The organism is Janthinobacterium sp. TB1-E2 (assembly GCF_036885605.1).
GTDB classification, from domain to species: Bacteria; Pseudomonadota; Gammaproteobacteria; order Burkholderiales; family Burkholderiaceae_D; genus Janthinobacterium; species Janthinobacterium aestuarii.
On record NZ_CP142523.1, the window covers coordinates 2,229,473 to 2,242,293 of the forward strand.

13 protein-coding genes are annotated in these 12,821 nt (G+C 62.0%); 9 read left to right on the forward strand and 4 right to left on the reverse strand.

Annotation, left to right across the window (positions count from 1 at the left end):
* Positions 1–88: 88 nt before the first annotated feature.
* The 6 genes from OPV09_RS10105 to OPV09_RS10130 all read left to right on the forward strand — a co-directional run bounded on the left by OPV09_RS10105 (position 89) and on the right by OPV09_RS10130 (position 7,589).
* On the forward strand, positions 89–3,727 hold the full coding sequence (locus OPV09_RS10105; RefSeq protein ID WP_338681504.1) for an EAL domain-containing protein: 3,639 nt from the start codon (positions 89–91) through the stop codon (positions 3,725–3,727).
* Between the two features lie 152 nt (positions 3,728–3,879).
* A complete protein-coding gene (locus tag OPV09_RS10110; RefSeq protein ID WP_338681506.1) occupies positions 3,880–4,461 on the forward strand; it encodes a phasin family protein in 582 nt (193 codons plus the stop codon).
* 138 nt (positions 4,462–4,599) lie between these two features.
* A complete protein-coding gene (locus OPV09_RS10115) occupies positions 4,600–5,271 on the forward strand; it encodes a TetR/AcrR family transcriptional regulator (RefSeq protein WP_034758777.1) in 672 nt (223 codons plus the stop codon).
* Between the two features lie 41 nt (positions 5,272–5,312).
* Entirely contained in the window at positions 5,313–6,086 is a 774-nt protein-coding gene (locus tag OPV09_RS10120) for a hypothetical protein (RefSeq protein ID WP_034758773.1), read from the forward strand.
* Positions 6,087–6,097: 11 nt separating this feature from the next.
* Positions 6,098–6,643, forward strand: a complete 546-nt coding sequence (locus OPV09_RS10125) for a TIGR00730 family Rossman fold protein (RefSeq protein WP_338682260.1) — start codon at positions 6,098–6,100, stop codon at positions 6,641–6,643.
* Between the two features lie 349 nt (positions 6,644–6,992).
* A complete protein-coding gene (locus OPV09_RS10130) occupies positions 6,993–7,589 on the forward strand; it encodes a PEP-CTERM sorting domain-containing protein (RefSeq protein ID WP_051991989.1) in 597 nt (198 codons plus the stop codon).
* Positions 7,590–7,685: 96 nt separating this feature from the next.
* Here OPV09_RS10130 and OPV09_RS10135 read toward each other — a convergent pair whose 3' ends face one another.
* From OPV09_RS10135 to OPV09_RS10145, 3 genes are all read right to left on the reverse strand, one after another.
* Complete coding sequence (locus OPV09_RS10135; RefSeq protein WP_034758768.1) at positions 7,686–8,198, reverse strand: YgjP-like metallopeptidase domain-containing protein; 513 nt, start codon at positions 8,196–8,198, stop codon at positions 7,686–7,688.
* Between the two features lie 178 nt (positions 8,199–8,376).
* Entirely contained in the window at positions 8,377–8,757 is a 381-nt protein-coding gene (locus OPV09_RS10140; protein WP_034758763.1) for a KGG domain-containing protein, read from the reverse strand.
* Between the two features lie 47 nt (positions 8,758–8,804).
* On the reverse strand, positions 8,805–9,317 hold the full coding sequence (locus OPV09_RS10145) for a phasin family protein (RefSeq protein WP_072456539.1): 513 nt from the start codon (positions 9,315–9,317) through the stop codon (positions 8,805–8,807).
* Between the two features lie 343 nt (positions 9,318–9,660).
* Between OPV09_RS10145 and purU the strand changes: the two genes are divergently transcribed.
* Entirely contained in the window at positions 9,661–10,542 is an 882-nt protein-coding gene (gene purU / locus OPV09_RS10150) for a formyltetrahydrofolate deformylase (protein WP_034758753.1), read from the forward strand.
* A gap of 39 nt (positions 10,543–10,581) precedes the next feature.
* Complete coding sequence (locus tag OPV09_RS10155; RefSeq protein WP_034758748.1) at positions 10,582–11,124, forward strand: YaeQ family protein; 543 nt, start codon at positions 10,582–10,584, stop codon at positions 11,122–11,124.
* 60 nt (positions 11,125–11,184) lie between these two features.
* Here OPV09_RS10155 and OPV09_RS10160 read toward each other — a convergent pair whose 3' ends face one another.
* The gene (locus tag OPV09_RS10160) at positions 11,185–11,979 is read right to left on the reverse strand and encodes a head GIN domain-containing protein (RefSeq protein WP_338681510.1); all 795 of its coding nucleotides are present in this window, start codon (positions 11,977–11,979) and stop codon (positions 11,185–11,187) included.
* A 185-nt stretch (positions 11,980–12,164) separates the two neighbouring features.
* Between OPV09_RS10160 and OPV09_RS10165 the strand changes: the two genes are divergently transcribed.
* Positions 12,165–12,800 carry an SAM-dependent methyltransferase gene (locus OPV09_RS10165; RefSeq protein ID WP_034758744.1) on the forward strand — a complete coding sequence of 212 codons (636 nt, stop codon included), beginning with the start codon at positions 12,165–12,167 and terminating at the stop codon, positions 12,798–12,800.
* Positions 12,801–12,821 lie beyond the last annotated feature (21 nt).

Genomic DNA, 12,821 nt, shown 5'->3' on the forward strand with positions numbered 1-12,821 from the left:
CTGAATCTATGGCAAGATGTTATACGATTGTTATGTAGCCCGCGCATGCGGAAAAATGAGTCCATGCCGTTTTTATTGGGGGCGCTAATTGTCCGCACGTATCCTGATTATCGAAGATAACGCCACCAATATGGAATTGATGGTGTACTTGCTGCGTGCCTTCGGGTACACGCCGCTGGCCGCCTATGACGGCGAAGAGGGCGTGCGCATGGCGCGCAGCGAGTTGCCCGACTTGATCATTTGCGACGTGCATTTGCCCAAGCTCGATGGCTATGGCGTGGTGGCGGAGCTGAAGAAGGACCCGCAGCTGCGCAAGATCCCGGCGCTGGCCGTGACGGCGCTGGCCATGGTGGGGGACCGCGAGCGCCTGCTCGAAGCGGGCTTCAATGGCTACATCGGCAAGCCGATCGAACCCGACCTGTTCGTCGCGGAGCTGGAGTCTTTTTTACCCGGGGCGCCGTCGACGCCAGTTAAAAACGACATAGCCACCATCCTGATCGTCGATGATCATGTGCTGAACCGCGAGTTCCTGACCGCACTTCTCGGCTACGGCGGCCACCGCCTGCTGGAGGCGGCCAACGGCGCCGACGCGCTGGAAATACTGCGTACCGAACGGCCCAACCTGATCATCTCCGACATCCTCATGCCGAACATGGACGGCTACGAATTCGTCACGTGCGTGCATGCCGATCCCGCGCTGGCCGACGTGCCCATCATCTTTTATACGGCCACCTACCGCGAGCAGGAAGCGATCCTGCTGGCGCAGGCGTGCGGCGTGCGCTGGGTCTTGCCCAAGCCGTCCGATCCCGAAGTCATCGTGCGCACCGTCAACGAGGCGCTGGGACTGATGCCGGCGGCGCCCCAGGTGCCGGCGGTGCCGGGCGCGGGCGGCGGGGCGGCGCTTCCCGCCACGGGCCAGCTGGCCGGCATCGAGCACCAGGTCAGCGGCTACCTCGACGAACTCGAATCGAGCAGCCAGCAGATTTCGCAGCTGGCCAGCCAGCGCGAGGGCCAAGCCGCGCTCCCCGAAGACCTGGGCATCATGACGGAGCGCTTGTCGCGCTCGCTGTCGAGCCTGCAGGCGGTGAGCCTGCGCCTGACGGCCCTGATCGAACTGGGCATCGAGCTGGGTGCCGAACGCGATCCGCGCGCCTTGATCGAGGCGGGCTGCAAGGTGGCGCAGAATATCTGCGTCTCCAAGTACGCCTGTATCGGCGTACTGGAAGAGGGCGCCGAAAAGCTCAGCTATTTTTCCTCGTGCGGCGCCGAGAAAAACCTCGATCGCATCGCCAGCACGCCGCGCACGGGCATTTTGAACCGCTTGCTGGAACAGCGCCAGCCATACCGGGTCAATGGCTTGAAGGGCGATCCCGGCGCGCTGGGCCTGCCCGACACGCACCCGCCCGTCCACTCCTTCCTCGGCGTGGCCATCGCCTCGCGCGAGCGCAGCCACGGCTGGCTGTACCTGGTCGACAAGCTGGGGGCGAATGAATTTTCCGAAGTCGACGAACGGGTCGCCGCCACGGTGGCGGCGCAGATCGCCGTCGCCTACGACAACCTGCTGCTGTACGACGAGATCAAGCGCCACCACGAGCAGCTGACCCTGGACATGGCGGCGCGCATCCGCCTCGATGAAGACTTGCGCCGCTTCCGCCTGGCGATGGACGCCACGGCCGACGCGATTTTCCTCGTCGACCGCGCCGGCATGTGCTTCGTCGACGTCAACCAGACGGCTTGCCGCATGCTCGGTTTCGAGCGCGAGGATTTCCTGCGCGTGGGGCCGGGCCGCGCGCACGAGGGCGAATCCCAGCTGGAAGAGCTGTACAACAAGCTGCTGGCCGGCGACCAGGGCGGCCCGATGACGGAATTGCAGCTGCAGCGCAAGGACGGCTCGCCCCTGTCGGTGGAAGTGCAGCGGCGCACCCTGCGCTCGGGGCAGAGCTGGATCCTGGTGGCCGTGGCGCGCGACATCACGGAGCGCAAGGACGCCGAGCAGCGCCTGATGAAACTGGCCCATTTCGACACCTTGACGGGTTTGCCGAACCGCAGCCAGTTCTACGCCTCGCTGACCCATTCGCTGGCCCAGGCGGCCGAGCACCAGTGGGCCGTGGCCGTGCTGTTCATGGATGTCGACCGCTTCAAGAATATCAACGATACCCTGGGCCACACGATCGGCGACGACCTGCTGCGCCAGTTTTCCAGCCGCCTTGTCGATTGCCTGCGTGTGCGCGACACCATCGGCCGCTTTGGCGGCGATGAATTTGCCACCATCCTGCTGCTGCCCGAAGGCGCACAGCATGCCGTCGGCGTGGTCGACAAGATCCGCGAGGCGATGCGCAAGCCCTTCGACTTGCAGGGCCACGAGGTGACGGTGACGGTCAGCATCGGCATTTCCGTGTTCCCCGAGGATGCGGCCGATGCGGACACCCTGATTCAATATGCCGACACGGCCATGTACCGGGCCAAGGAAGCGGGCCGCGACGCCTTCCGCTTCTTCACGGCGGAAATGAACGCGCAATCGATGGCGCGGCTGGACATGGAAAATGCCTTGCGGCGTGCCATCGACAACGAGGAATTCGTGCTGTTCTTCCAGCCCAAGGTGAATATCATCTCGGGGCGCATCAGCGGCGCCGAGGCGCTGATACGCTGGCGCCGTCCCGGCCACGGCATGGTTTCGCCGGCCCTGTTCATTCCCCTGCTGGAAGAAACGGGTCTCATCGTGCGCGTCGGTAACTGGGTGCTCGACGAGGCCTGCAAGAAGATCAGCGAATGGGGCGCCAGCAGCATCGGCCCCGTACACCTGTCGGTGAACGTGTCGGGCATCCAGTTCTTCGTCGGCGGCCTGGAAGAAGAGGTGCTCAAGGCGATCCGCAAGCACGATATCGCGCCCGACCTGCTGGAGCTGGAGCTGACGGAAAGCTCGCTGATGTCGAATGCCGAGGAAACCATCGCCGTGCTGCGCAACCTGAAGGCGCTGGGCATCCAGATTTCCATCGACGATTTCGGCACCGGCTATTCCAGCCTGGCCTACCTGAAGCGCTTCCCCATCGACAAGCTGAAGATCGACATCGCCTTCGTGCGTGAAGTGACGAGCAATCCGGACGACGCGGCCATCGTGCTGGCCATTATCAGCATGGCGCACAGCATGAAGCTGGAAGTGATCGCCGAAGGCGTGGAAAACGATGCGCAGCTGGCCTACCTGCGGCGCCATGGCTGCGACGAGATGCAGGGCTATTATTTCAGCCGCCCCGTGCCGCAGGAAGAATTCGAACAGATGCTGATGGGCGGCAAGCTGCTGCAGGCGCCGCAGGATGCGGGCAGCGAAGAGCAGCAAACCCTGCTGATCGTCGACGACGATGTCTTCATGCTCGACGTGCTCAGCGACTTCCTGGCGCAGGACGGCTACCGCATCCTGACGGCGCAGACGGCCGCCGAGGGCTTCGACATCCTGGCGCGCCACAAGGTGCAGGTGATCCTGTGCGACCAGTGCATGCCGCTGATGAGCGGCACCGAATTCATGGAGCGGGTCAAACATTTGTGCCCCGATACCTTCCGCATCATGCTGTCGGCCTTTGCCGATCTGACGCCCATCATGGCGGCCATCAACCGCGGCGCTGTCGACCGCTTCTATACCAAGCCGTGGAAAGGCGCCGTGCTGCGCGAGAATATCCGCGAAGGCTTCCGCCTGCACAAGCTGCTGCATGGCCAGGTGAAAGCGGCGGCCTGAGGATTTTCCGCAGCGGGCAACTGGCCGCCGCGTGCGCTGGCGCACCTTGCGCCGCAGCTTTCCATCGAATTAGACTCCCGTCTCTAGTTTTGCTCTCTAGAATAAAACGCATCCATGAAGTGGCATGGCCTTTCACATGACGGGAGCTGGCGATGGTGAAGAAATTGAAGGCGCTGACGGAAGATACGGAATTGACGAGTGCCGTGCGCTCGTCCGCGCAGCAGATCTGGCAAGCGGGCCTCGGCGCATTCGCCAAGGCGCAGGAAGAGGGCGGACGCGTGTTTTCCCGGCTGGTGAAGGAAGGCACGGAATTCCAGAAACGGGCCGAAGACAAGGTGGCCGACGTCAGCGGCAGCGTCGGCAAACTGGCCGATGGCGTGGGCAAGCAGGCCAGCGGCTCGTGGGACAAGCTTGAGCAAGTGTTCGAAGAGCGCGTGGCGCGCGCACTGGCCACGATCGGCGTGCCCACGCAACAGGACATCGCCGCGCTGCACGCGCAGATCGATGCCTTGAGCCGGCAGGTGGCGGCGCTGTCGGCCAAGGCCGCGCTGGCGCCCAAGCCGAAGGCTGTGGCCAAGCCCGCCGTGAAGGCGGTGCCGAAAGTTTCACCGAAGGGGGCCGTCGCCAAGACCCCGGCCAAGCCGGCGGCCAAGGCTGCGCCGCGCGCCGCAAGCAAGCCAGCGAGCAAACCCGCCGCGAGACCGGCGGCGAAGAAAAAAGCGCCGGCCGCCTGAGCTGGCGCCGCATTCCTCCAGCCTGCTCGCGCAGGCTTTTTTTTGCCTGCGGTTTTCGCCGGCGCCAGCGGGCGCAGTGTTTCATTACGACTATCTTAGGTGGTATGCTTGAGGCAGAACACAGAGAGATTGCCCGCCATGCTACAAAAAGCACCACGCCGTACCCGCGAACGCATCCTGGAGTTGTCGCTGCGCCTGTTCAATGAGTTTGGTGAGCCGAATATCACGACGACCGTGATTGCGGAAGAGATGAACATTTCGCCGGGAAACCTGTATTACCACTTCCGTAACAAGGACGACATCGTCAACTCGATCTTCGTCCAGTTCGAGGCGGAAATCGAACGCATCCTGACCGTGCCCGACGGGCGCCGCTCGAATATCGAGGACGTCTGGCTGTACCTGCACCTGATGTTCGAACTGATCTGGCGCTACCGCTTTTTCTATCGCGACCTCAACGATTTGCTGTCGCGCAACCGCAAGCTGGAACTGCATTTCAAACTGATCCTGGCGCACAAGATCAAGGTGGCCACCCAGCTGTGCGAAGACTTGCGCAGCGAACAGTCGCTCGAAGCGTCGGACATGGAAGTCGCTGCCATGGCGACGAATATGGTCGTCGTCGCCACCTACTGGCTGTCGTACGAATACGTGCGCAACCCGCGCAAGTACAGCGAGCAGCAATCGATGTCCGATGCGCTGGCGCGCGGCTGCTACCAGGTGCTGTCCCTGATCGGGCCGTATCTGCGCAATGAAACGCATTTGCTGTTTCGCAAACTGTCGGAAGAATATGTGACCAAACTCAAGAACGACTGACGCTGCTGCTGGCGCCACGTCGTCAATTACAGGAGAGAGAGATGGCTTGGAAACAATTCCCCTATCCGGACGAAGCATATGTCTACACGCCGCAAACCCTGGAAGCGGCCTGGCCGCGCCTGCATGCGGGCGATGTGGAACCGTTTCCCACGCACCCTGCGCTGCTGCAAGCCTGGCTGGCTTTCCACGCGGGCGACTTCGAGCGCGCCGTGAAGCTGGGCCTGGCCGTCGGCGTGCCCGGCTATGCGGTGGCGCACAAGGCCACCTGCATCTATGCCACGCACCTGGAAGGAAACGACAGCCAGAAACTCGACATGTACGAGGAAGTGGCCGAGCGCTGCGAGCGCCAGCAGAGCGAGCAGCCTGACAATCCGGCCGGCTACTACTGGCATGCCTACAGCCTGGGCCGCTACGCGCTGGGCACGTCCGTCGTCAAGGCACTGGCGCAAGGCATGGGCGCGCGCGTGCGCAACAGCCTGGACCGCACGATGACGGTAGCGCCCATGCATGCGGAAGCGCATATCGCGTTTGGGATTTATCATACGGAAATTATCGACAAGGTCGGCGCCATGATAGGCAGCCTGACCTACGGCGCCAACAAGGAAGACGGCTACCAGCACTTCAAGACGGCGCTGGCCCTGACGCCGTATTCGGCGCTGGCGCACAGCGAATATGCGCGCGCGTTGAACATGCTCGACGGAAAGAAAAAGCTGGCGGAAGCGCTGGCCCTGTATGAAAAGGCGGCCGAGTGCGTGGCGCTGGACGCCAAGGAACGCCTCGAAGTCGAGGCGGCCATCGATGAATTGAAAGGGTAGGGATTACTGTGATCAAGGCTTTATGTGTGTACTGTGGCGCCAACGCGGGCGTCTCGCCGGACTATGCCGTGGCGGCGCGCGAACTGGCGCGCGTGCTGGTGGCGGAAAATATTTCGCTCGTGTATGGCGGCGGCAAGGTGGGCCTGATGGGCGTGATCGCCGATGAAGTGCTGCGCCTGGGCGGCGAGGTAACGGGCGTGATTCCCACCCAGCTGGTCGAACGCGAAGTGGGCCACATGGGCTTGACGCGCCAGTTCATCGTGAAGGACATGCATGAGCGCAAGGCGATGATGGCCAGCCTGTCCGACGCCTTCATCGCCATGCCCGGCGGCTATGGCACCCTGGAAGAACTGTTCGAGATGCTGACGTGGGCCCAGCTGGGCTTGCACGCCAAGCCGATCGGCTTGCTCAATGTCGACCGTTTCTACGATGGCTTGATCGCTTTCGTGCAAAACGGCAAAGAACAGGGTTTCATCCGCCCGCAGCACGCGGCATTCCTCAATGCCGACGCCGATCCGGCAGCGCTGATGCAGCGCCTGAAGGAGTGCGTGCCGTAAGGCCATGTTCGCCTGGCCGTGCGGACGCCGTCAGGCAACTATTTTTGATGTCGCTTGAAAGAGCCATGCGGTGCGCACTGCATGGCTTTTTTATTTCTGCACGGGAAAATTGATCGGGCTGAATGACTTAATTAATAAAAATATGGCTATAAAATTGCTCTAGAAGCATGTTTTTTTGAAAATGAAGATGATTTTTAATCATGGCTGTGGTCTACTGTCAGGGTTCAAAAGTTAGGAATATCGGACACCGACGAGCGTTGTACAGACTCCCCAAAAAAGGTGCCGAGCCGTTTCAAGTTGCCACAACCACGCTACTTCATCATCTCGAAAGGATGCTATTTTGAAACCAATGACCCTCTTGCGAGCGACCGCTGTCGCCGCCGTTCTCGCTACCGCTGGCGGCGCCCACGCACAAACCACCACCATCGGCTTTGATTCGCTGGAACAACCGGGCTACTTCGGTTCCGTGTTCAATTCCTACTCCGAAGGCGGCTACAACTTCGACAGCAGCTTCCTCGGCCTGCTGAGCTCGGCGCACCAGGATAGCTTCGCCTATGCCGGCTCGGCCGGTCTCGGCGCGACCCCACTGTCGACGACCACCCTGAGCCGTGCCGATGGCGCCGCTTTCTCGCTGAGCTCGATCAGCCTGGCCGACTTCGTGAGCTTGCCCGGTTCCTTTGACGTGACGTTCGTCGGCCATCAAGTGGGCGGCGGCACGGTGAGCCAGACCTTCACCCTCGGTGGCGGCCACACCTTTGCCGATTACACGTTTACAGGTTTCAGCAATCTGCTGTCGGCAACGTGGAAGGAAGGCGCCTTGCACACCTTCCAGGTCGACAATATCGCCGCCACTGTCAGCGCCGTGCCGGAACCGGCCACCTACGGCATGCTGCTGGGCGGTCTGGGCCTGATGGGCTTTATGCTTCGCCGCAAGAACGCCGCCTGAGCTTGAACATGGCGCCGGCCATGCCGGCGCATCAGTAAAAATGCCGCCCAGTTGTATGCCGGGCGGCATTTTTACGTGGATGTCATGACCAGGACTTCATGACCACAGGCGCTGGCCTGACAGGTCGAGCTGGGTCAGATACAGGCGCACGTCGAATTCGTACTGGTGGTACTGCGGTTCCATATACGTGCACAGCTTGTAGAACGCCTTGTCGTGCTGCTTTTCCTTGACGTGCGCCAGTTCGTGCACGGCGATCATGCGCAGGAATTCCAGCGGTACTTCCTTGAACATGGTGGCCACGCGGATTTCATGCTTGGCCTTGAGCTTGCCTCCCTGCACGCGCGAGATCGAGGTATGCAAGCCCAGCGCATGCTGGATCACATGGATCTTGCTGTCGAACGCCACCTTGTTGATGGGCTCGGCATTGCGCAGGAATTCATTCTTCAAGTCCTGCACATACTGATACAAAGCCTTGTCGTTGCGCACATCGTGCGCGTTCGGATAGCGTTTCAACAGGACGTCGCCCAGCTTGTCCTGTGCGATCAGTTGCTGCACTTGCGCTTGCGTTTGTTCGGAATAGGCGCTCAGGTATTTCAGGGATGGCTGCATGCGGGGAAGGGCGGGACGTGGCGCGGAGGTGTCGGTAAGGCGAGAATGTACCATACCGCCGCCCCCGGCGCTGCGCCAGCCCTTGCATGGGGCCGCCAGGGCCGCCCCGTGCCTTCCTGCGTCAAGCCGTGCGCTGCAGGGCCAAGCCGCTGATCCCGGGCAGTCCTGTCAACTCTGGTCAGCCCTTGTCGTCTTCGTCCTTGCCGCCCTGCCGGCCAGTGCCGCCGCCGCGCGCCGCCGTGCTGCGGCTTTCATTGGCGCGCTGGGCCGATTGCCGGCTTTCGCCGCCTTTGCGGCCGATTTCCGCCATGTGTTCGCGGTTGCGGCTGACGGCTTCGCCGCCTTTCTGCCCGGCCCGGCGTGCTTCTTCCGAGTCGAATTCATGCGCCGTGCCTTTTTGATGGGCTGCCTGGCCGCCCTTGCTGGCAATTTCGCGTTGCTGCTCCTCATTCATGGCGGCGAAACCGCGTTTGCTCGTGCCTTTCGCGCTGCCCGATTCGCTGGTTTTCTGGCTGCTGCCAGCGCCTTTGCCCTGTTCATTTCCTTGATTGCTAGCCATGTCGCTCTCCTTGCTGTCGAGTGGGGTCAAGTGGTCAATGCAGGTGCTCAATGCGCCTGCTCGGATTGCCTGCTGGTATCGCGGCTGCTGCCCGCGCCGTCGCGGTGGCCCGTGGCATGCATTTTTTCAATCATTTCACGCTGGCGTTGCGCGGCTTTTTCCGTTTCTTCCGCCGTCTTGCGCACCACTTCGTCAGCGAAGGCCACGGCCGTGCGGCGCGCTTCGGGCAGGTGATTCTCTGCTGTGCGGTTCATTTCGACATTGGCGTTGGCGACGAGATTGCCGAGTTGCTGCTGATACTGGCGCAGCTTGTTGCCGCTTGGCTGCAGCTGGCCGGCGGCCATCGACATGAACTCGCCCGTGTCGCGTGCGCACAGCAGTTGCTGGCTGGCGTTGCTCCATTCCTGCAGCAGGTCTTGCGCCAGCCGCAGATGCAGCTCGCTCAATTGCTGCACCGTATCGAACATCTTGCGCGATAGTTCCGTGGCGAAACTGCACTGGGCCTCGAGATGGGACTTCAGGGCGGGGCTGAGACTGGGGGAAATACTGTTTGTGAACATGTTCTACCTCAATGAAAAACTGATCCGGGAAACACCCGGTGCGCCGGGTGCGACGTATGGTGAAACAAGCAAAGAGATAGACGCCCAACGGCGTGCCAGGTTCCATGGCAGATGCCGGTTTGGCGCGAGAATGGGGTCCGGCAGATGGAAAAACGCGATCACTTTGTGCCAGATCAAATGAACGTCAATCAGGTCGCCGCAGTCGGCAGCCATGCCGCTTGTGTGGAAAATGCATGTTTACAGGCCCGGCCGTGCGACAATAGCCGGCTCGCGGCAGCGCAGCCGATGGCCGGCGCGCGTGGCTGAGCCGAGCATAGCCTTACTTTTTCCTGATTCCGCGACCATGACGCATCCCGAATACATCCTGACCCTGTCCTGCCTGGACCAGCGCGGCATCGTGCACCGCGTCTCCGGCTTCCTGGCCGAACACGGCTGCAACATCCTCGATTCCGCCCAATTCGGCGACCAGGAATCGCAGCTGTTCTTCATGCGCGTGCATTTCGCGCTGGAAGACGGCGCCGTCAGCGACGCCCAGTTGCGCAGCGACTTCGCCGACCTGTCGCAAGCCATGCAGCTGAACGGCGCTTTCCATGGCCAATTGCACGATGCGCGCGTCAAGCCGCGCGTCATGCTGATGGTGTCGAAGATCGGCCACTGCCTGAACGATTTGCTGTTCCGCTACAAGAGCGGCTTGCTGAACGTGGAAATTCCCGCCATCGTGTCGAACCACATGGAGTTCTACCAGCTGGCGGCCAGCTACAATATTCCCTTCCACCACCTGCCGCTGGCCACCGGCGCGCCGGAAGCGGCCAAGCTGGCGCAGGAAGCGAAGATCATCGACCTGATGGACACGCACAAGATCGACCTGGTGGTGCTGGCGCGCTACATGCAAATCCTGTCGCCGGGCCTGTGCCAGGCGCTCGATGGCCGCGCCATCAATATCCACCATTCCTTCCTGCCCAGCTTCAAGGGTGCCAAGCCGTATGCGCAGGCGCATCACCGCGGCGTCAAGCTGATCGGCGCGACGGCCCATTTCGTCACGGGCGACCTGGACGAAGGCCCGATCATCGAGCAGGACGTCGAGCGCGTCGACCATGCGATGGATGCGGAAACCCTGACGGCCATCGGCCGCGACGTCGAGTGCGTCGTGCTGGCGCGCGCCGTGAAATGGTTCGTCGAGCACCGCATCCTGAAAAATGGCGACAAGACGGTGGTTTTCCGCTGATACCGACTTCACTATTCACTTTACCGAGACAGAAACACGATGGCCCTCAAAGCAACAATTTTCAAAGCCGATCTGCAGATCGCCGACATGGACCGCAATTACTACCAGGATCACGCGCTGACCCTGGCGCGCCACCCGTCCGAAACGGACGAGCGCATGATGGTGCGCCTGCTGGCGTTCGCCATCCATGCCGACGAGGCGCTGACGTTTACCAAGGGCCTGTTCGACACGGAAGAGCCCGACCTGTGGCAGAAAGACCTGACGGGCGCCATCCAGCTGTGGATCGAAGTGGGCCAGCCCGACGAAAAGCGCATCCTGAAGGCGTGCGGCCGTTCGGAACAGGTCATCGTTTACAGCTATGGCGCAACGAGCCACATCTGGTGGAAGCAGATCGCGAATAAACTGGAACGGGCGAAGAACTTGACCGTGATCAACCTGCCATCCGAGGCGGCGCAAGACATGAGCAAGCTGGCGCAGCGCAACATGCAGTTGCAATGCACGATCCAGGATGGCCAGATCTGGCTGACGGACAGCGTCAATACGGTCCTGATCGACCGCGAACCGGTAAAGCCTGCCCGCTGATGCCGGCTGTCTGAAATGCAAAAAGCCCGGAGCGATCCGGGCTTTTTGCATTGTGGTTGATCAATTCGGTGCTGCGCCGAGGCGGCGGATGCTGCTCGAACGCTGCATGCTGCGGCTGATGCGCGGGTCGCCGTAGTAGCTCACTTCGCCCGAACCGCCGATGCTGATGGCCAAGTCTTGCTTGGCCCACACGGTGGCTTCGCCCGAGCCGCCGATGCTGACCTGCACTTCGCGCGCGACCAGGCGGCCCGCCTCGATATTGCCCGAGCCGCCGATCGATGCCGTCAGCTGCTCCGTCTTGCCGCTGGCCTTGAAGCTGCCGCTGCCGCCGATGGCGATGGACACCTGGCGGCTGTCGAGGTCGCGCGCGTGGATGGAACCGGAACCGCCCACATCGAAGCGCAGGTTCTCGGCGCGCAAACCCGTTGCCGTGATGTTGCCCGAGCCGCCCACGCTGACGCGCTCCACCTGGCGCGCCTGGATGACGATGGTCAGGCTGCTCTGGCGGAAGTTGGCGTTGCGCTTGGCGGGCCGGATGCGCAGGGTGCCGTTTTCCACGGCCGTATCGATCAGCGGCAGAATATTGTCGTCCGCTTCGATGGTGACGCTGTCCGTGTTGCCGATGCGCAGTTCGACCGTACCCGGCACGTTCAGTGCCACGGCATGGAAACTGCCCACGTCGCGCGTCTGCTTTTGCAGCTTGCCGCTGCCCTGGATGCTGTTGCCGGAAATCCAGTCGAGCGGCGACGCCAGCGCCGGCGAGGCAGGGATGGCCAGCGCGCAGGCGGCCAGCAGCAGGGCGGCCGCGGCGCTGGCGTGGCGGCGGTGGCGGCGGTGGAAAAGTATCGGTGTCATTCTTGCTCCCTGTTGGAATTGGTATGAGAGCATGGTATGCCAGCCGGCCGCGTCTGCGTACCGTCCTGCGACAGACTGCGCCAGCAGCGGCATGGAATGCAGGAGGCTGCGACAGGATGGCATGAGGTATCATGTCGGTGGGACATACGACGAGCGGCACGCGCCGCTCACACTACTGGAATTACATGCTGATCATCACCATCAAACAGGGCAAGGAAAAGAGCTTGCTGGGCCAATCGTGGATTTACGCGTCCGCGATTGAAAAAGTCGAAGGCAAACCGCAGGAAAAAATGAAGCCCGGCTCGACGGCCATCGTGCAAAGTTCCTCGAAGCAATTCATCGCCCGCGCCGCCTACAATTCGAAGTCGCAGATCCGCGCGCGCATCTGGAGCTTCAAGGAAGACGAACCGGTCGACCACGCGCTGATCAAGCGCAGGGTCAAGGCCGCCATCGAGAAAAAACTGCCGGCCATCAAGAAGGCGGGCGAAAACCAGCTGCTGACCCTGATCAAGGGCGAGGACGAGGGCTTGCCGGGCCTGGTGGTGCAGCTGTTCGGCGGCGTGCAAGGCTATCTGATCTGCGAATTCAACGCCGGCGGCGTCGACGCGTGGAAAGTGGCCATCGTGCAATCGCTGATGGCATCCACGGGCTGCGCCAACGTGTACGAGCGCTGCGACGACCTGATGCGCAAGGGTGAAGGCTTGCCTTTGATCGACGGCGCCCTGGCCGGCGAAGAGCCGCCCGATGAAGTCATGCTGACGGACAATGGCGTGCGCTATGCGCTGGACTTGAAGACGGGGCACAAGAGCAAGTTCCGCTGAGGATTGCTGTGGTTCATGAAA

Bases quoted from the DNA above. Each gene is read 5' to 3' on its own strand.
- OPV09_RS10110 (WP_338681506.1), top strand. From the start codon at position 3,880: ATGGTGAAGAAATTGAAGGCGCTGACGGAAGATACGGAATTGACGAGT.
- OPV09_RS10115 (WP_034758777.1), top strand. From the start codon at position 4,600: ATGCTACAAAAAGCACCACGCCGTACCCGCGAACGCATCCTGGAGTTG.
- OPV09_RS10120 (WP_034758773.1), top strand. From the start codon at position 5,313: ATGGCTTGGAAACAATTCCCCTATCCGGACGAAGCATATGTCTACACG.
- OPV09_RS10130 (WP_051991989.1), top strand. From the start codon at position 6,993: ATGACCCTCTTGCGAGCGACCGCTGTCGCCGCCGTTCTCGCTACCGCT.
- OPV09_RS10135 (WP_034758768.1), bottom strand. From the start codon at position 8,198: ATGCAGCCATCCCTGAAATACCTGAGCGCCTATTCCGAACAAACGCAA.
- OPV09_RS10140 (WP_034758763.1), bottom strand. From the start codon at position 8,757: ATGGCTAGCAATCAAGGAAATGAACAGGGCAAAGGCGCTGGCAGCAGC.
- OPV09_RS10145 (WP_072456539.1), bottom strand. From the start codon at position 9,317: ATGTTCACAAACAGTATTTCCCCCAGTCTCAGCCCCGCCCTGAAGTCC.
- purU (WP_034758753.1), top strand. From the start codon at position 9,661: ATGACGCATCCCGAATACATCCTGACCCTGTCCTGCCTGGACCAGCGC.
- OPV09_RS10155 (WP_034758748.1), top strand. From the start codon at position 10,582: ATGGCCCTCAAAGCAACAATTTTCAAAGCCGATCTGCAGATCGCCGAC.
- OPV09_RS10160 (WP_338681510.1), bottom strand. From the start codon at position 11,979: ATGACACCGATACTTTTCCACCGCCGCCACCGCCGCCACGCCAGCGCC.
- OPV09_RS10165 (WP_034758744.1), top strand. From the start codon at position 12,165: ATGCTGATCATCACCATCAAACAGGGCAAGGAAAAGAGCTTGCTGGGC.